The organism is Streptomyces sp. NBC_00353 (assembly GCF_036108815.1).
Taxonomy (GTDB): Bacteria; Actinomycetota; Actinomycetes; order Streptomycetales; family Streptomycetaceae; genus Streptomyces.
Genome location: NZ_CP107985.1, coordinates 4,703,212 through 4,720,967 on the forward strand (window position 1 = coordinate 4,703,212; position 17,756 = coordinate 4,720,967).

Annotated in this window: 16 protein-coding genes; 5 read left to right on the top strand and 11 right to left on the bottom strand. The window is 70.3% G+C overall.

Going from position 1 to position 17,756, the window contains the following annotated elements:
- Positions 1–78: 78 nt before the first annotated feature.
- From mscL to OHA88_RS21280, 11 genes are all read right to left on the bottom strand, one after another.
- A complete protein-coding gene (gene mscL, locus OHA88_RS21230; protein ID WP_328626661.1) occupies positions 79–540 on the bottom strand; it encodes a large conductance mechanosensitive channel protein MscL in 462 nt (153 codons plus the stop codon).
- Between the two features lie 119 nt (positions 541–659).
- A complete protein-coding gene (locus tag OHA88_RS21235; RefSeq protein ID WP_328626662.1) occupies positions 660–2,234 on the bottom strand; it encodes an NADH-quinone oxidoreductase subunit N in 1,575 nt (524 codons plus the stop codon).
- Positions 2,231–3,781, bottom strand: coding sequence for a complex I subunit 4 family protein (locus OHA88_RS21240; protein WP_328626663.1), 1,551 nt, complete (start codon positions 3,779–3,781; stop codon positions 2,231–2,233). Before OHA88_RS21240 ends, OHA88_RS21235 begins: the two co-directional genes overlap by 4 nt.
- Positions 3,782–3,808: 27 nt before the next feature.
- Entirely contained in the window at positions 3,809–5,809 is a 2,001-nt protein-coding gene (locus tag OHA88_RS21245) for an NADH-quinone oxidoreductase subunit 5 family protein (protein WP_328626664.1), read from the bottom strand.
- Entirely contained in the window at positions 5,806–6,201 is a 396-nt protein-coding gene (nuoK, locus tag OHA88_RS21250) for an NADH-quinone oxidoreductase subunit NuoK (protein ID WP_030926276.1), read from the bottom strand. The genes OHA88_RS21245 and nuoK overlap by 4 nt, the downstream gene beginning before the upstream one ends.
- Positions 6,201–6,761, bottom strand: a complete 561-nt coding sequence (locus OHA88_RS21255; protein ID WP_326628121.1) for an NADH-quinone oxidoreductase subunit J family protein — start codon at positions 6,759–6,761, stop codon at positions 6,201–6,203. Before OHA88_RS21255 ends, nuoK begins: the two co-directional genes overlap by 1 nt.
- Positions 6,758–7,360 (bottom strand): NuoI/complex I 23 kDa subunit family protein, encoded by a 603-nt coding sequence (locus tag OHA88_RS21260; protein WP_328626665.1) that lies wholly within the window; start codon positions 7,358–7,360, stop codon positions 6,758–6,760. The genes OHA88_RS21255 and OHA88_RS21260 overlap by 4 nt, the downstream gene beginning before the upstream one ends.
- Positions 7,360–8,328 (bottom strand): complex I subunit 1/NuoH family protein, encoded by a 969-nt coding sequence (locus OHA88_RS21265; RefSeq protein ID WP_328626666.1) that lies wholly within the window; start codon positions 8,326–8,328, stop codon positions 7,360–7,362. Before OHA88_RS21265 ends, OHA88_RS21260 begins: the two co-directional genes overlap by 1 nt.
- Positions 8,325–9,548 (bottom strand): NADH-quinone oxidoreductase subunit C, encoded by a 1,224-nt coding sequence (locus OHA88_RS21270; protein WP_328629750.1) that lies wholly within the window; start codon positions 9,546–9,548, stop codon positions 8,325–8,327. The genes OHA88_RS21265 and OHA88_RS21270 overlap by 4 nt, the downstream gene beginning before the upstream one ends.
- A 5-nt stretch (positions 9,549–9,553) precedes the next feature.
- Positions 9,554–10,186: an NADH-quinone oxidoreductase subunit B gene (locus OHA88_RS21275; RefSeq protein ID WP_328626667.1), complete on the bottom strand. Its 633-nt coding sequence runs from the start codon at positions 10,184–10,186 to the stop codon at positions 9,554–9,556.
- On the bottom strand, positions 10,177–10,578 hold the full coding sequence (locus tag OHA88_RS21280) for an NADH-quinone oxidoreductase subunit A (protein WP_267008001.1): 402 nt from the start codon (positions 10,576–10,578) through the stop codon (positions 10,177–10,179). The genes OHA88_RS21275 and OHA88_RS21280 overlap by 10 nt, the downstream gene beginning before the upstream one ends.
- A 179-nt stretch (positions 10,579–10,757) precedes the next feature.
- Here OHA88_RS21280 and OHA88_RS21285 point away from each other — a divergent pair, with 179 nt between their 5' ends.
- From OHA88_RS21285 to OHA88_RS21305, 5 genes are all read left to right on the top strand, one after another.
- Complete coding sequence (locus OHA88_RS21285; RefSeq protein WP_328626668.1) at positions 10,758–11,987, top strand: sensor histidine kinase; 1,230 nt, start codon at positions 10,758–10,760, stop codon at positions 11,985–11,987.
- A gap of 157 nt (positions 11,988–12,144) precedes the next feature.
- Positions 12,145–13,500 (top strand): sensor histidine kinase, encoded by a 1,356-nt coding sequence (locus OHA88_RS21290; RefSeq protein ID WP_328626669.1) that lies wholly within the window; start codon positions 12,145–12,147, stop codon positions 13,498–13,500.
- Positions 13,501–13,768: 268 nt separating this feature from the next.
- Positions 13,769–14,428, top strand: a complete 660-nt coding sequence (locus tag OHA88_RS21295) for a response regulator transcription factor (RefSeq protein WP_267008002.1) — start codon at positions 13,769–13,771, stop codon at positions 14,426–14,428.
- Positions 14,429–14,684: 256 nt separating this feature from the next.
- The gene (locus tag OHA88_RS21300; RefSeq protein WP_328626670.1) at positions 14,685–16,658 is read left to right on the top strand and encodes a 2-oxoacid:acceptor oxidoreductase subunit alpha; all 1,974 of its coding nucleotides are present in this window, start codon (positions 14,685–14,687) and stop codon (positions 16,656–16,658) included.
- Positions 16,651–17,730: a 2-oxoacid:ferredoxin oxidoreductase subunit beta gene (locus OHA88_RS21305; RefSeq protein WP_326605235.1), complete on the top strand. Its 1,080-nt coding sequence runs from the start codon at positions 16,651–16,653 to the stop codon at positions 17,728–17,730. Before OHA88_RS21300 ends, OHA88_RS21305 begins: the two co-directional genes overlap by 8 nt.
- Positions 17,731–17,756 lie beyond the last annotated feature (26 nt).

Consider the following 17,756-nt stretch of genomic DNA (forward strand, 5'->3'; position numbering starts at 1 on the left):
CTTGCCCGGCTGTTGGGGCCGGAGCAGCCATTGGGCCGTACGGGTGTCGGGGGTCGGTGCGGGGCGGCGCCGGGTGGGTCAGCGCTGGGCGGGGAGTTCGGCGAGCGCGAGGGCCTCGGGGTCGGGTTTGACCTCGCTGGTGCAGTGGGCGCAGCGGGAGGCGATGGCGGGGATCTCGGTGTAGCAGCGGGGGCAGTCGCGCAGGGCGGCCTTGATGTCGACCTTCTGGTCCTTGCTGGGCGCGAAGCGGTTCTGGACCTTGGTCATCGGGACGACGACGCAGAAGTAGAGCACCGCGGCGGTGATCAGGAAGGCGATGGTGGCGGCGAGGAACTTTCCGTACGGAAATTCTGCGCCCTCGACCGTGAACCGGGCATTGCTGAAGTCGCCGACGGAGCCGGTGGCGAGGCCGATCAGGGGCGTGATGAAGGCGGTGCTGAAACCGGTGACGACTGCGGTGAACGCGGCTCCGACGGCGAGTCCGATCGCCATGGAGATGACGTTTCCGCGCAGGATGAAGTCCTTGAACCCGTTCAGCACTGCTCTCGCTCCTCTTCGCTGTGTGCGTGTGTGTGTCGTACGTCTGTGTCGTTGTGCGGGCATGACCCTGCCCTGTTCCGTCCGCTCGGGGCAAACCGATCTTGGGCGGGGACGCCGGGTCAGAAGAGGTTGACCGCGGCGAACCGGAGCACGAGCTGCGGGGCGCCGGAGAGCACGATGCCGACCGCGGCGGTGAGGGCGATCGCCGTGGTGAGCGAGACGGGTGCCGCTACGGGTGCGCGCAGGGTCTGGACCGCCACCGCCGGGCCGTCGGCCAGGGCGGCGGCCGGGGCCGGGGCGGCCGGCTCGGCCTCTTCCGGAGCGCGGAACAGCGCCGCCGTCCACTGCAGGTAGTAGTAGAGCGCGATCACGACGTTCACGGCCATGACGACGGCGAGCCAGCCGAGTCCTGCGTCCACGGCCGCGGAGAAGACCGTGACCTTGGCGAAGAGGCCGACGATGCCCGGCGGGAGACCGGCCAGGCAGAGCAGGAAGAAGCCCATCGCGAGGGCGGTGAGCGGGCGGGTGGCGTACAGGCCTCGGTAGTCGGAGAGGCGGTTGTCCGGCTTCGTGCGGGCGACAAGGGCGGCCACGGCGAAGGCGCCGAGGTTCACGACGGCGTACATGAGGGCGTACGCGACGGTGGAGCCGATCTGTTCGTCGCCGGAGTAGGCGGCGGAGGCGATCGGCACAAGGAGGTAGCCGGCCTGGGCGATGGACGACCAGGCGAGCAGGCGTACGGCGCTGCGGGCGCGGGTGGCGGTCTGGCGCAGGGCCGCGACGTTACCGACGGTCATGGTGAGGGCGGCGACGACGGCGAGGGCCGGTCCCCAGACGTCGGCGTACGACGGGAACGCGATCACGGTGACGAGGATCAGCCCGGAGAAGCCGACGGCTTTGCCGACGACCGACAGGTAGGCGGCGACCGGCAGCGGGGCGCCGACGTAGGTGTCGGGGACCCAGAAGTGGAACGGTGCCGCTGCCGTCTTGAAGGCGAAGCCGACGAGGGTGAGGGCGACGCCCGCCATGGCGAGGGTGGAGAGCTGGTCGGGGACGTCGTGGAGGCGGGTGGCGAGTTCCGTGAGGTGGAGGGTGCCGGTCGTGGCGTACACGAAGCTGACGCCGAGGAGCATCACGGCGGTCGCGACGACGGAGGAGAGGAAGAACTTGAGGGCCGCCTCGGAGGAGCGCCGGTCGTCGCGCTTGATGCCGACGAGGGCGAAGGCGGGCAGGGATGCGACTTCGAGGGCGACGACAAGGGTGGCGAGGTCGCGGGCGGCGGGCAGGAGTGCGGCGCCTGCCGCGGAGGACAGGAGCAGGAACCAGAATTCGCCGGCGGGGAGTCTGCGGGTGTCGCCGAAGGAGAGCAGCGCGGTGAGCAGGGCGCCGCCGAGGACGAGGACCTGGATGATCAGGGCGAAGTGGTCGGCGGTGTAGCTGCAGGCTTCGGTGCCGGTCCCCGTGGTGAGGCAGAAGGTGGAGTGGTTCCCGCCGCGCAGCGGGATGAGGAGGGCGAGGCCGGCCACGAGTGCGGCGATGCTCGCCAGGCCGAGGAGGGGTTTGCGTTCCTCGGGGAGGAAGAGGTCGGCGACGAGGATGATCAGGGCGACCGTCGCGACGACGACGGGGGGCGCGATGGCGAGCCAGTCGACGGACTGGACGAGGCTGGTGGTGCTGTCGGCCGCTGTGGTCACGACTTGCCTCCTGCGAGGAGCTTCTGCACGGCCGGGTCGGTGAGGCCGAGGAGGACGGCGGGCCACAGGCCGGCGAGGACGGTGAGGGCGGCGAGCGGGGTCCAGGCGGCGAACTCGTACGTCTGGATGTCTGCGATCCGGTGCGGTTCCTCGCGCTTCTCGCCCATGCAGACGCGGCGTACCACGATGAGCATGTATGCGGCGGTGAGCAGGGTGCCGAACGCGCCGATCGACATGAAGGTGAGGAAGGCCGGGCGGCTGAGGCCCCGGGCCGGGTCGAAGGCGCCGAACAGGGTGAGCATCTCGCCCCAGAATCCGGCGAGTCCGGGCAGGCCGAGCGAGGCTACGGCGGCGAAGGCGAGGAGGCCTCCGAGGCGGGGGGCGCGGCCGTAGAGGGCGGCTCCGGTGGCGCCGGCCAGGGTGTCGAGGTCGGCGGTGCCGTACCGGTCCTTGACAGCGCCGACCAGGAAGAACAGCAGGCCGGTGATGAGGCCGTGGGCGATGTTGGCGAAGAGCGCGCCGTTGACGCCGGTGGGGGTCATGGTCGCGATGCCGAGGAGTACGAAGCCCATGTGGCCGACGGAGGAGTACGCGATCAGGCGCTTCAGGTCGCCCTTGGAACCGGGGCGGGCGAGCGCCAGGCAGGCGAGCGATCCGTAGACGATGCCGACGACTGCGAACGCGGCGAGGTACGGCGCGAAGGTGTGCATTCCGTCGGGGGTGATGGGCAGCAGGATGCGGACGAACCCGTACGTGCCCATTTTCAGCAGGACGCCTGCGAGGAGCACCGAGCCGACGGTCGGGGCGGCGGTGTGGGCGTCCGGCAGCCAGCTGTGCAGCGGCCACATCGGGGTCTTCACGGCGAGCCCGATGCCGATCGCCAGTACGGCGATGACCTGCACGGACGAGGTGAGCCCACGGCCGTTGTCAGTGGCGAGTGCCACCATGTCGAAGGTGCCGCTCTTCAGTCCGATGAGGAGGAGGCCCAGCAGCATGATCACGGAGCCGAGCAGCGTGTAGAGGATGAATTTCCAGGCGGCTGCCTGCCTCTGTGCGCCGCCCCAGCGGGCGATGAGGAAGTACATCGGGATGAGGACCATCTCGAACGCCAGGAAGAACAGCAGCAGGTCGAGGACGGCGAAGGTCGCGAGGGTGCCGGACTCGAGGACGAGGACGAGTGCGACGAAGGCCTTCGGGGAGGGGCCGTCGGGCATTTTGAAGTAGCTGTAGAGCGCGCAGAGGAAGGTCAGCAGCGCGGTCAGCACGAGAAGGGGGAGCGAGATGCCGTCGATGCCGAGGTGGATGCGGACGTCGAGCGCCGGGATCCAGCTGATGTCGGTGGTGGCCTGCATCTTCGACGGGTGGTCGTGGTCGAAGCCGAGGGCCAGCACGATCGCGGCGACGAGGATCGCGCCGGTGACGGTCACGCCGTGGCGGAGCACGGCCTGGTCGGGGTTCTTTCCCCGCAGCCCGGGCGGGGCCGGCAGGAGGGCGGCGACGGCGCCGACGAGCGGGCCCACGACGATGAACGCGAGAAGGAACTGCATCACGGATTCGCTGATATCGATCACGGCTCACGACCCGGCGTTGACGGTGGCAAAAACGACGGCGGCGATCGCCAGGACAAGGGAACCGGCGAGCAGTGCGCTGAGGTAGGTCTGCACATTGCCGGTCTGAGCGCGGCGGACGGCGGTGCCGAGCAGGCGTGCGCCGGTGCCGGAGCCGCGTACGTACGTGTCGACGACCTCGCGGTCCAGGAAGCGGACGAGGCTCGCCGCGGCCTGGACGGGGCGGACGAACAGTTTCGTGTAGAGGGCGTCCAGGTGGAAGCCGGTGGCGGCGTGGCGGTGGAGCGGGCCGAGCAGCAGACGGCCCGGGTCGGCCGGGTCCGGGGTGCCGGGGGTGTCGCCGTAGCCGGCGGTGTGGTGGGTCATGGCCTCGGCCTCGACGAGTGCGGGTTCGGCGTCGGGGTGGGCGACGACGGCGCCGACGGCGGTGCGGGCGGCGAGGGCCGTGGTGTGGCGCCAGGCGGCGTAGGTGACGAGGCCGCCGACGAGGGCGACGCCTGTGGAGAGGACGGCGGTGGTCACGGTCGGGGTGAGGCTGTGGCCGTCGAACCAGTCGGTGATCACGCCGACGGTCAGTCCGAAGGCGATGGTGGGGATGGCGAGGACCCAGAGGACGGCGGTCATCGCGACGGGCTGCCTGCCGTGGTCGGGGACCTCGGCGCCGCGGCCGCGGAAGGCGAGGAGCCAGAGGCGGGTGGCGTATGCGGCGGTGAGAACGGCGGCGAGCAGTCCGGCGACGAGGACTGTCCAGCCGGCGGCGGCCGGGGCGACGTGCCGGTCGCCGAACGCGGTGTGTTCGGCGGCGACGAGGACGGCTTCCTTGGAGAAGAAGCCGGCGAACGGCGGGATGGCGGCGAGCGCGAGGAGGGCGACGGTCATCGTCCAGTAGGCGTCCGGGATGCGCTTGGCCAGTCCGCCCATGCGGGACATGGCTGCCAGCGAGTTGGTCCCGGCGGCGTGGATGACGACGCCCGCCGCAAGGAAGAGGACGGCCTTGAACGCGCCGTGCGAGAGGAGGTGGAAGACGGCGGCCCCGCGGTCGCCGACGGCCAGTGCGCCGGACATGTAGCCGAGCTGGCCGATCGTCGAGTACGCGAGGACGCGTTTGATGTCGTCCTGGGCGAGCGCTGCGAATCCTGATCCGATCATCGTGACCGCCGCCATGACGGCGAGGACGACGAGGGCGGCGCCGGATTCGGCGAAGACGGGGAGGAGCCGGGCCACGAAGTAGATGCCGGCGGCGACCATCGTCGCGGCGTGGATCAGCGCGGAGACGGGGGTCGGGCCGGCCATCGCGTCGGGCAGCCAGGTGTGCAGGGGGAACTGCGCGGACTTGCCGGCGACGCCTGCGAGGAGCAGCAGGGCGATGACGGTGGGGTGGTCCAGGCCGCCGTTGGCGACGGCGCCGAGGATGCCGGTGATCCGGAAGGTGCCGGTGTCGGCGGCGAGCGCGAACAGGCCGATCAGGAAGGGGACGTCGCCGAGCTTGGTGACCAGGAAGGCCTTGAGGGAGGCGGCGCGTGCTTCGGGTGTCTCCCAGTAGTGGCCGACGAGGAAGTACGAGCAGATGCCCATGATCTCCCAGCCGACCATCAGCACCATCAGGTCGCCGGAGTAGACGACGAGCAGCATCGCGGCGGTGAAGAGGGAGACGAGGGCCGCGTACGAGGGGTAGCGGGGGTCGTCGCGCAGGTAGCCGGTCGAGTAGATCTGCACGCAGGTCGCGACGAGCCCGACCAGGACGGCGACGAGGACCGCGAAGCCGTCGAGGTGGAGGGCGAGGTCGATCGGGACCGACCCGGTGGGGGTGAGCCGGGTCGCGGCGTCGATGGCCGGGCCGCCGCCCTGGCGTGCGGCGACGACGACGGCGAGTACGGCCGCGACGAGGGTGGGGAGGACTGCGAGGGGGCGTACGTAGCCGGGGGCGGTGCGGCCGAGGAGCAGGCCGGCTGCGGCACCGAGGAACGGGAGGAGGGGGACGAGGACGGCGAGGGTCGTGGTGGTCACGCGGTGGCCTCTGCCTTCTTTGCCTTCCCTGCCGGAGCAGTGGCCTGGTCTTCGGTGCTGTCGCCGGGGAGGGCTTCGGCGGCGTCGGTTTCGGCGGTGTCGCGGAGGCGGTCGACGTCCGAGCTGCCGCGGTTGCGGTAGACGGCGAGGACGATCGCCAGGCCGATGCCGATCTCCGCCGCCGCGATGGCGATGGTGAAGAGGGTGAGGGCCTGGCCGGAGTGCAGGGCGTCGCGGAGCCAGACGTCGAAGGCGACCAGGTTGAGGTTGACGGCGTTGAGCATCAGCTCGACGGACATCAGGACCAGGATCGCGTTGCGGCGTGCGAGGACTCCGTACAGCCCGGTGCAGAAGAGGAGGGCGGCGAGCACGGCGGGGTAGGCGAGGTGCATCAGCTCTGCTCCTTACTGCGCTTGCGGGACAGGACGATCGCGCCGACGAGGGCGGCGAGCAGCAGGACGGAGAGTGCTTCGAAGGGCAGGACCCAGTGCCGGAAGAGGAAGGCGCCGGTCGCCTCGGTGGACCCGTGGGCCGGTCCGTCCAGGTCGATCCAGGTGGTGCGGAAGGCGTCGACGACGACCCAGACGAGGGCCGCCGCGGCGGCGACCGCCACGCCGAGGGCCGCCCAGCGGTTGCCGGAGTCGGCGTCCGGGGAGGGGCCGATGGGGGCCTTGGTGAGCATCAGCCCGAAGAGAAGGAGGACGACGACGGAACCGACGTAGATCAGCACCTGCACCCAGGCGATGAACTCGGCGGTGAGCAGGAGGTACTCGACGGCGAGGCCGCCGAGCGCGACGACCAGCCAGAGGGCGGCATGGACCAGCTGCTTTGTCGTGACGGTGATGAGGGCCGCTCCGAGGGTGGCGATGCCGACCAGGACGAAGGCGATCTCGATGCCGGTCGGGGAGAGGAAGCCGGGGTGGGCCGTGGCCGCGGTGGCTGCGAGTGTCACTCCTCTCCCTCTTCCTCTTCGTGGGCCTGCTGTGGCGGCTGGGCTGCTTCCTTGGCCTGCTCGGCCTCCTGGGCGCGCTGGGCTTCGAGTTTCTCCGCCGTCTTGCGGGCGGCGACGATCTCCTTCGGGTCCTCCGCGCCCGGGTCGAGCGCGGGCGGTTCGGGCACCGTCCACATCCATTCGCGGAGCTTGTCCCGCTCATGGGTGAGGTCGTGGATGTCCGTCTCCGCGTACTCGAACTCCGGCGACCAGAACAGCGCGTCGAAGGGACAGACCTCGATGCAGATACCGCAGTACATGCAGAGCGAGAAGTCGATCGCGAAGCGGTCGAGGACGTTGCGGCTGCGCTCGCGGCCGCCCGGGACGGCAGCGGGCACCGTCTCCTTGTGGGAGTCGATGTAGATGCACCAGTCCGGGCACTCACGGGCGCACAGCATGCAGACCGTGCAGTTCTCCTCGAACAGCCCGATGACACCGCGGGAGCGGGGCGGGAGCTCGGGCTGGACGTCCGGGTACTGCGCGGTGACCGTCTTCTTCGTCATCGTCCGCAGGGTGACGGCCAGGCCCTTGGCCAGGCCTGAGCCGGGGATCGGAGACATCAGCTGATCGCCACCTTCACGATGCCGGTGAGCGCGATCTGCGCGAGAGCGAGCGGGATGAGTGTGGTCCAGGCGAGCTTCTGCAGCTGGTCCTCGCGGAGGCGGGGGTAGCTCACCCGCAGCCAGATGATGACGAAGGCGAGGACCGCGGTCTTGAGGAGCGTCCAGACCCAGCCGAGTCCGTCGGCGCCGAGCGGGCCGTGCCAGCCGCCGAGGAAGAGGACGGTGGTCAGTCCGCAGAGGACGACGATGCCCGCGTACTCGGCGAGCAGGAACAGTGCGAACCGCAGACCGGTGTACTCGGTGTACGCCCCGAAGATGATCTCCGAGTCGGCGACCGGCATATCGAACGGCGGGCGCTGCAGTTCAGCGAGTCCGGCCACGAAGAAGACCAGGGCACCGACGATCTGCCAGGGCAGCCACCACCACTCGAAGGCATTGACGATGCCGGGGAGGGAGACGGTGCCGGCCGCCATCGCGACGGATGCCGCGGCGAGCAGCATCGGCAGTTCGTACGCGAGGAGCTGGGCGGCGGTGCGGAGGCCGCCGAGGAGGGAGAACTTGTTCGCCGATGCCCAGCCGGCCATCAGCGAGCCGAGCACTCCCACACCCATGACGGCGAGCACGAAGAAGATGCCCGCGTCGACCACCTGGCCGACCGCGCCCTCGCTCGGGCCGATCGGGATGGCTACGAGCACCAGGAGGTACGGGAGGAGGGCGACGGCCGGCGCGAGCTGGAAGATGCGGCGGTCGGCGTCGGCCGGGACGATGTCTTCCTTCTGGGCGAACTTCACACCGTCGGCGACGAGCTGGGCCCAGCCGTGGAAGCCACCGGCGTACATGGGACCGAGGCGGCCCTGCATGTGGGCCATCACCTTGTGCTCGGTCTGGCCCACGACGAGTGGGACGACCATGAACACCCCGAAGACGATGACGAGCCGGAGGGCGACGTCGAGTACGTCGTTCACGCGGTATCGCCTCCGGCGGGGGGGTTGGGGGTCGGCTCGGATACAGGGTCCGGGTTCGGGGTGTCCGGCCGATCCGGGGTGTCGGGCTGGTCAGGGGCGTCGGGCTGCGCCGGAGGCGCGGGCTCGTCCGAGGCGTCCGTGGTGTCGTCGGCGGGGCCGCTGCCCGGGGCCTCTCCCCTGCCCGCACCTTCCCGGACCGGGGGCTCCGCCCCGGGGCCCCCGCTCCTCGGTTGCCGGAGGGGCTGAGAGGCACCCGGCTCCTCGGTCTTGCCCACAGTCTGAGAGGAGCCCTCTTCCGGGGTCTCGTCGAAGGCCGGGCGGGCGTTGTGCCAGGGCGCGTCCGTGCTGCGGGGCGCCGGTGCCGGTTCCGCCGGTGCCGATGCCGGTTCCGTCGCTGCCGGTTCCGTCGCTCCCGGCTCGGGCGCCGCCGCCTCCCCCTGCTGGCTCGCCGAGCCCTGGGACGCACTGCGGGTGCGGCGCGGCGTCGCGGCCGGGGGTGCGGTTTCCGTGCTCGCGGCCGGTGCTGCCGCCTCCGGCTGCTGGCTCGCCGAGCCCTCGCTCACGCTGCGGGCGCGGCGCACCGGGCGGTCGCCCGCGGCCCTGGCGGCGCGGGCCGGGCGGGTCGGGGCGGGTGGGAGCTGGCCCTTGAGAGGGCCCCATTCGTTCGGGTCGGGGACGCCCGGCGGCAGCATCGTGCGTCGCTTCGGACCACCGTGTTCGGATTCGCCCGGCTCCTTGGCGCCCGGCCAGGCCTTGGCGACCCGGGCCGCCAGCACGAAGTCCTTGCGCAGCGGGTGGCCCTCGAAACCGTCGGGCAGCAGCAGCGGCACCAGATGCGGGTGGCCCTCGAAGCCGATGCCGAACATCTCGTGCGTCTCGCGCTCGTGCCAGGCGGCGCCCGAGTAGACACCGACGGCCGTGGGAAGGACGGCGGCGTCGTGCGGAACGGTCGTACGGATCAGGAGCCGGCGGACCTTGCCGTGTGCCGGGGCGGCGACGTGGGCGCAGACGCGGAAGCCGGTGCCCGGTTCGTCGACGGCGCTCAGCCAGTCGAAGTAGGTGCAGCCCAGCCGGTCGCGGGCCGTTTCGAGGGCGGCGATCCAGGCGGTGGCCGGGACGTCGACGGTCAGCAGGTCGTACGCGTGCTCCGCCGTGGCGTCCTCGCCGAAGAGCTCGGTGACGGCGTCCGGCAGGCTGTCGTACGCCTCGGTGGCAGGAATGCTGGTCACGTCCGGCCCTCCCCCGGTGCGGGCGGGGCGGCGACCAGGCCGCTGCGCAGCGCGGCGGTGGAGGGCCGGCTGCCGCCGCCCGTCGCGTACCGCTCACCCAGCGACTCGCGGGCGATCTTCTCCTGCAGCTTGAGGATGCCCTGGAGCAGGGCCTCCGGCCGGGGCGGGCAGCCCGGTACGTAGACGTCGACGGGGATGATCTGGTCGACGCCCTTTGTCACGGAGTACGAGTCCCAGTACGGGCCGCCGCAGTTCGAGCAGGCGCCGAAGGAGATGACGTACTTGGGCTCGGGCATCTGCTCGTACAGCCGCTTGACGGCCGGAGCCATCTTGTCCGTCACCGTGCCGGAAACGATCATGAGGTCGGCCTGGCGGGGGCCGGGGGCGAACGGGATCACACCGAGCCGGATGAAGTCGTGCCGGGCCATGGACGCGGCGATGAATTCGATGGCACAGCAGGCGAGGCCGAAGTTGAAGACCCAGAGGCTGTAGCGGCGCCCCCAGTTGAGGACCACCTTCATCGGCTCCGGGGCGAGTCGGGACAGCACGCCGAGCCGCTTCGGCTCCGGCAGCAGGGTCGTTTCGGGCCGGGGCTGCGGCTCGGGGGTCTGCGGGCTCGTCACGTCCATTCGAGGACGCCCTTCTTCCATGCGTAGAGCAGTCCCACGGCCAGGAAACCGAGGAAGATGAACATTTCCACCAGCGTCGTCGCGCCGTATCCGGGCGCGGCGAATACGGTCGCCCATGGAAACAGGAAGATCGAGTCGACGGCGAAGATCACGTACAGGAAGGCATAGACGTAATAACGGACCTGGGTATGTGCCCATCCTTCACCCACGGGGTCCACGCCGCACTCGTACGTGAGGAGCTTTTCCGGTGTTGGGACCACGGGGCGCAGCAGCCGTCCGGCCCCGAAGGCCACGGCCACGAACAGCACACCGATCAGCGCGAGCAGTCCGACCACCGAGTAGCTGTCGAAGTAGTCCGACGCGAGAACGGTCGATTCCGGCAGGTCCGCCACGTAGGCCACGTCCGCCCCTCCGCTCCCTCATACCTGTTCGACGATCTGTACGCACGGGAGTCTAGGCCCTGCTAAAGAGACGGTAAGCAGCCGCGTCGGGCAAGAGGTGGGGTTATCCCTACTTCACCCCACCTATGAACCCCATGGCGTGCGCAGGTCCGGCCCGGCAGGCTGGGCGTATGACCATGAGCCCCCCGGTGCCCGACGGCGACCGGCTGCCGCCCGCCCGCTTCGCCCTCGATCCGTGGACGTGGAAGGAGATCTCTTATCTCCTGTCCAACCTGCCGATGGCTCTTGCCGGGTTTGTTTACACAGTGTTCATGATCGGTGTCGGCGTGGGGCTTTCGGTCACGGTGATCGGTCTGCCGCTGCTGGCCGCCGGGCTGCAGGGTGCGCGGCTGCTCGGCCGGGCCGAGCGGGGCCGGGCCCGGGGGCTGCTCGGGATACGGATCGACGAGCCGAGCTCGGTGGCGCTGGCCCGTCATGACCAGGGCTTCTTTCCGTGGCTGTGGTCGAGTCTCAAGGATCCGGTGGGCTGGCGCGCGGTGCTGTACTCGTTCATCCGGCTGCCCTGGGGCGTGCTCACGTTCACGGTGACGTTGGTGAGTCTGTTCGTTCTGTGGCCCGTGCTGCCCTTCACCGCGCGTCTGCTCACCAATGCGGACCGGGCGATGGCGCGCGGGCTGCTCTCGCCGTCGGACGAGCTGGAGCGCCGGATCGCCGAGCTGGAGTCGGACCGCGGGGTGGTCGTGGACACGGCCGCCGCCGACCTGCGGCGCATCGAGCGCGATCTGCACGACGGCGCCCAGGCCCGCCTCGTCGCCCTGGCCATGGGGCTCGGTCTGGCGAAGGAGAAGCTCACCGAGGACCCGGAGGCAGCCGCCCGCATGGTCGACGAGGCGCACGGCGAGGTGAAGGTCGCCCTCCAGGAGCTCCGCGATCTCGCCCGCGGCATCCACCCGGCCGTCCTCACCGACCGCGGCCTGGACGCCGCGCTCTCCGCCATCGCCTCCCGCTGCACCGTCCCGGTGCGGGTGGGGGTGGACCTGCCGGGGCGCCCGGCGGAGGCGATCGAGGGCATCGCCTACTTCACCGTCTCCGAGCTGCTGCAGAACGTGAGCAAACACAGCGGGGCGCGCTCGGCGTCCGTCGAGGTCTGGCGGTCGGCGGAGCGGCTGCTGATCCGGGTCAGCGACGACGGCCGGGGCGGGGCGCGGATGGACGGCGGTACGGGGATGTCGGGGCTGGCGGAGCGGCTGGGAGCGGTCGACGGGCTGTTCGTCCTCGACTCGCCGGCCGGCGGGCCGACGACGGTCACCGCGGAGCTGCCCTGGCGGGACCGGGACCCGAGGCGGGGCCCGGACCGGGACCGGGGTCGGGACGGCGCGGGCGCCGCTGAGCGCCGTTAGCCGCAGCCCGGAGGCCGGGGGTGGGGAAAACCCCCGGTCGAAGAGGGATACCGGCCTCATGGTGCATCGTCCCGCAGAACAGCACCCTTGATGTATCAGCCGCTGTACGGGCTGTACCGGACAAGACCACCGCCGAAAGAAGAAACGGACGGCACCCATGGCCACGGCATACGGACCGGACACTCGGGACCATCAGCGGTCCGGTGCCGGCCCCGGGAACAACCCCCCGGCGAAGCACTTCTTCCCGGCGGTGCTGCGCGCGCCGCTGGAGGCGAGGACCTGGCGCGAGTTCGGCTATCTGCTGCTGAGTCTGCCGATCAGCGTGGTGCTCTTCAGCTTCGCGATCACCATGACGTCGCTGGGCGCGGGCCTGCTGATCACCTTCCTCGGCATTCCGGTCCTAGCCCTCGGTCTGGCGATGTGCCGCGGCTTCGGCGTGATGGAGCGGGCCCGGGCGCGGGGGCTGCTGAAGCTGGAGGTGGCGGAGCCGGCGCCGGTGCGCGGCAGGACGGGCGGCCTGATGTCGTGGGTGGGGGCGGTCCTGAAGAGCGGGGTGTCCTGGCGGCATCTGCTCTACGCGCTGCTGCACTTCCCGTGGGCGGTCTTCGCCTTCACCGTGTCGTTGACGTTCTGGGTGTACGGGTGGGCGGCGTTCACCTATCCGCTGTGGCAGTGGGTGTTCCCTGCGTACGTGGGGGTCGACGGCGTACAGCTGTACGGCGACGCCACGCACAACGTCTATCTCGACTCGTCGTTCGAGCTGACCGCGACCAGCGCGTTCGGTCTGGTTCTCGTCCTCCTCACCCCGTGGATCATCCGCGGTCTGGCGGCCGTGGACCGGGTGATGGTGTACGGGCTGCTCGGGCCGTCGCGGCTGGCGTCGCGCGTCGTCGAGCTGGAGTCGGACCGCGGGGTGGTCGTGGACACGGCCGCCGCCGACCTGCGGCGTATCGAGCGCGATCTGCACGACGGCGCCCAGGCCCGCCTCGTCGCCCTGGCGATGGATCTGGGTCTGGCGAAGGAGAAGCTCGCCGAGGACCCGGAGGCGGCCGCCCGCATGGTCGACGAGGCGCACGGTGAGGTGAAGGTCGCCCTCCAGGAGCTCCGCGATCTCGCCCGCGGCATCCACCCGGCCGTCCTCACCGACCGCGGCCTGGACGCCGCGCTCTCCGCCATCGCCTCCCGCTGCACCGTCCCGGTGACGGTCGAGGTGGACCTGGCGTCCCGGCCCGCGCAGGCCATCGAGGGCATCGCCTACTTCACCGTCTCCGAACTGCTGCAGAACGTCAGCAAGCACGCGCAGGCGACGCGTGCGACGGTCGATGTGTGGCGTACGGCCGACCGGCTGCTGCTCCAGGTCACCGACAACGGGCGGGGCGGTGCGGATCTGTCGGCGGGCAGCGGTCTCGCCGGCCTGGCCGAGCGGCTGGGGGCGGTAGACGGCGTTCTTGTCGTCGATTCCCCGGTGGGCGGCCCGACGAGGCTCACGGCCGAGCTCCCCTGGCGTGGCTGAGGCGGAGCACCTTCCGGAAAGCGCGCCACACAGAACATTGTCGCGCAGGACATCTCGCGCAGCACATCTATACGCAGGTACGAATCGTCGTGCGGCGCCCGGATCTCGTCCGGGCGCCGCCGCCACGTCCCCCGCCCGCACACGAGCGTCCGTCACAGCCCCCGTCCGCGGACCGATGCTGGAATGCTGGGGGCACGAGGGACGGATCGGGTCGGCCGTGGGCCGACGGACAACAACAGGGGGACAGGGCGTCGTGGTGGAGGACAGGGTGCGAGTGGTCATTGCCGAGGATTCGGTACTGCTCCGGGAGGGGCTCACCCGATTGCTGACCGATCTCGGGCATGACGTCGTCGCGGGGGTGGGGGACGCCGAGGCTCTGATCAAGACCGTGGGCGATCTTGCCGAGCAGGGCGAGCTGCCCGATGTGGTCGTCGCTGATGTGCGGATGCCGCCGACCCACACCGACGAGGGCGTGCGGGCAGCGGTGCGGCTGCGCAAGGAATACCCCGGCATCGGGGTCCTGGTCCTTTCGCAGTACGTCGAGGAGCAGTACGCCACCGAGTTGCTGGCCGGCAGCAGCCGTGGTGTGGGCTATCTGCTGAAGGACCGGGTGGCGGAGGTCCGTGAGTTCGTGGACGCCGTGGTCCGGGTGGCGCAGGGCGGCACGGCACTGGACCCTGAAGTTGTGGCTCAGCTGCTGGGCCGGAGCCGTAAGCAGGACGTCCTGGCCGGGCTGACGCCGCGCGAGCGCGAGGTGCTCGGTCTGATGGCGGAGGGGCGGACCAACTCGGCGGTCGCGAAGCAGCTGGTCGTGAGCGACGGCGCGGTGGAGAAGCACGTCAGCAACATCTTCCTGAAGCTCGGCCTGTCGCCCAGTGAGGGGGATCACCGACGGGTGCTGGCCGTTCTGACCTACCTCAACTCCTGATCACCTGACACCCTGTCAGATAATGGCCGGTGGCCATACCGGGCCGCGGAATGAGCGCCTGCGAGCGCCCGGCCACGCCGACGGAGAGCCCAGGGGGTTCGCGAAATATGGCAAAGCGGCGCGAAAAGGCGTCTCATAGTGGCGTCCACCATGTGACCGGTCCGGGGAAGGCGACCCTTACCGACGTAGGGTGGGCCTTGGGACCGCCGGCGGGCCGGACGGTCCCGAGCCGCCGCCCCGAGGGAGGTCCAGTTCAGTGACCAGCCAGGTCAGTAGCCCAGCCGACCAGGCCGATGAGGCCAATGACGCCGATCAGGCCAGTGAGGCTGTTCTCGGGGAGCAGCGAGCCCCCCAGCCCACAGAACCGGGCGCCGGCGAGAAAGAGATCCGCCGCCTGGACCGGGTGATCATTCGCTTCGCGGGTGACTCCGGAGACGGTATGCAGCTCACCGGTGACCGGTTCACCTCGGAGACGGCGTCGTTCGGGAACGACCTGTCGACGCTGCCGAACTTCCCGGCCGAGATCCGGGCCCCCGCAGGCACCCTGCCGGGCGTCTCGTCGTTCCAGTTGCACTTCGCCGACCATGACATCCTCACGCCGGGCGACGCCCCGAACGTGCTGGTCGCGATGAACCCCGCCGCGCTGAAGGCGAACATCGGCGATGTGCCGCGCGGTGCCGAAATCATCGTCAACACGGATGAGTTCACCAAACGCCCGATGGCGAAGGTGGGCTACGAGACCAGTCCGCTGGAGGACGGCTCGCTGCAGGCGTACAGCGTCCATCCGGTGCCGCTGACGACGCTGACGATCGAGGCGCTGAAGGAGTTCGGGCTCTCCCGCAAGGAGGCCGAGCGCTCGAAGAACATGTTCGCGCTCGGGCTGCTCTCCTGGATGTACCACCGGCCGACCGACGGCACCGAGGCGTTCCTGCGGGCGAAGTTCGCCAAGAAGCCGCAGATCGCCGAGGCGAACGTGGCCGCGTTCCGGGCGGGCTGGAATTTCGGTGAGACGACCGAGGACTTCGCGGTCAGCTACGAGGTGGCACCCGCCTCGCACACCTTCCCCACCGGTACGTACCGGAACATCTCCGGGAACCTCGCCCTGTCGTACGGGCTGATCGCCGCGAGCCGGCAGGCGGATCTGCCGCTCTACCTGGGCTCGTACCCGATCACCCCGGCCTCCGACATCCTGCACGAGCTCAGCAAGCACAAGAACTTCGGCGTCCGCACCTTCCAGGCGGAGGACGAGATCGCGGGCATCGGTGCCGCGCTCGGCGCGGCGTTCGGTGGCTCGCTCGCCGTGACGACGACGTCCGGGCCCGGCGTGGCCCTGAAGTCGGAGACCATCGGTCTCGCCGTCTCGCTCGAACTGCCGCTGCTCGTCATCGACATCCAGCGCGGTGGCCCGTCCACCGGCCTGCCCACCAAGACCGAGCAGGCGGACCTGCTCCAGGCGATGTACGGTCGCAACGGCGAGGCGCCGGTGCCGATCGTGGCGCCGAGGACCCCGGCCGACTGCTTCGACGCCGCGATCGACGCGGCCCGGATCGCGCTGACGTACCGCACACCGGTCTTCCTGCTCTCGGACGGCTATCTCGCCAACGGCTCCGAGCCGTGGCGGATCCCGGACATCGACGAACTTCCGGATCTGCGCGTGCAGTTCGCCACCGGGCCCAACCATGAGCTGGCCGACGGCACCGAGGTGTTCTGGCCGTACAAGCGCGACCAGCACACCCTGGCCCGCCCGTGGGCCGTCCCCGGTACCCCCGGTCTCGAACACCGCATCGGCGGCATCGAGAAGCAGGACGGCACCGGAAACATCTCGTACGACCCGGCGAACCACGACTTCATGGTCCGCACCCGCCAGGCGAAGGTCGACGGCATCGAGGTCCCCGACCTGGAGGTCGACGACCCGGCCGGCGCCCGGACCCTGGTCCTGGGCTGGGGCTCCACGTACGGCCCGATCACCGCCGCCGTCCGCCGGCTGCGCGCCGGCGGGCATCCGATCGCCCAGGCTCATCTGCGCCATCTCAACCCCTTCCCGAGGAATCTCGGCGAGGTGTTGAAGCGTTACGACAAGGTGGTCGTCCCGGAGATGAACCTCGGCCAGCTGGCTGCGCTCGTCCGGGCGAAGTATCTGGTCGACGCCCACAGTTACAACCAGGTCAACGGTATGCCGTTCAAGGCCGAGCAGCTCGCCACAGCTCTCAAGGAGGCCATCGATGCCTAACACCGACGAGGCACTCCCCACCGGTCTCCCGGCACTCCAGCTGGTGCCCAAGGCCGATGCCAGGCAGTCCATGAAGGACTTCAAGTCCGATCAGGAAGTGCGCTGGTGCCCCGGTTGCGGTGACTACGCGGTTCTCGCCGCCGTGCAGGGCTTCATGCCCGAGCTCGGTCTGGCGAAGGAGAACATCGTCTTCGTCTCCGGCATCGGCTGCTCCTCCCGGTTCCCGTACTACATGAACACGTACGGGATGCACTCGATCCACGGCCGCGCCCCGGCCATCGCCACCGGCCTGGCCTCGTCCCGCCGCGACCTGTCCGTCTGGGTCGTCACGGGTGACGGCGACGCGCTTTCCATCGGCGGCAACCACCTGATCCACGCGCTGCGCCGCAATGTGAACCTGAAGATCCTGCTGTTCAACAACCGGATCTACGGGCTCACCAAGGGCCAGTACTCGCCGACGAGCGAGGTCGGCAAGATCACCAAGTCGACGCCGATGGGCTCGCTCGACGCCCCCTTCAACCCGGTGTCGCTGGCCCTCGGCGCGGAGGCGTCGTTCGTCGCCCGCACCGTGGACTCCGACCGCAAGCACCTCACGAGCGTGCTGCGCGAGGCGGCGGCCCACCCCGGTACGGCGCTGGTGGAGATCTACCAGAACTGCAACATCTTCAACGACGGCGCGTTCGAGGTCCTCAAGGACAAGGACCAGGCCGAGAACGCGGTGATCCGGCTGGAGCACGGGCAGCCGATCCGCTTCGGCACCGGGCAGTCCAAGGGTGTCGTACGCGACCCGGCCACCGGTGACCTCAAGGTCGTCGAGGTCACCGCGGAGAACGAGTCGCAGGTCCTGATCCACGACGCGCACGCCGCCAGCCCCACCACGGCGTTCGCGCTGTCCCGGCTGGCCGACCCCGACACCCTGCACCAGACCCCGATCGGGGTGCTGCGCAGCGTGGAGCGCCCGGTCTACGACACGCAGATGGCCGAGCAGCTCGACACCGCGGTCGAGCAGAACGGCAAGGGCGACCTGGCCGCGCTGCTTGCCGGCAACGACAACTGGACGGTCGTCGGGTAGGGCCTCGCTCTCGGATCGGCCCGCGA

What these genes read in the sequence shown, in the direction of transcription:
- OHA88_RS21240 (WP_328626663.1), bottom strand. Translation starts at nt 3,781, where the DNA reads ATGCAGTTCCTTCTCGCGTTCATCGTCGTGGGCCCGCTCGTCGGCGCC.
- nuoK (WP_030926276.1), bottom strand. Translation starts at nt 6,201, where the DNA reads ATGCACCTCGCCTACCCCGCCGTGCTCGCCGCCCTCCTCTTCTGCACC.
- OHA88_RS21260 (WP_328626665.1), bottom strand. Translation starts at nt 7,360, where the DNA reads ATGTCTCCGATCCCCGGCTCAGGCCTGGCCAAGGGCCTGGCCGTCACC.
- OHA88_RS21275 (WP_328626667.1), bottom strand. Translation starts at nt 10,186, where the DNA reads ATGGACGTGACGAGCCCGCAGACCCCCGAGCCGCAGCCCCGGCCCGAA.
- OHA88_RS21285 (WP_328626668.1), top strand. Translation starts at nt 10,758, where the DNA reads ATGACCATGAGCCCCCCGGTGCCCGACGGCGACCGGCTGCCGCCCGCC.
- OHA88_RS21290 (WP_328626669.1), top strand. Translation starts at nt 12,145, where the DNA reads ATGGCCACGGCATACGGACCGGACACTCGGGACCATCAGCGGTCCGGT.
- OHA88_RS21305 (WP_326605235.1), top strand. Translation starts at nt 16,651, where the DNA reads ATGCCTAACACCGACGAGGCACTCCCCACCGGTCTCCCGGCACTCCAG.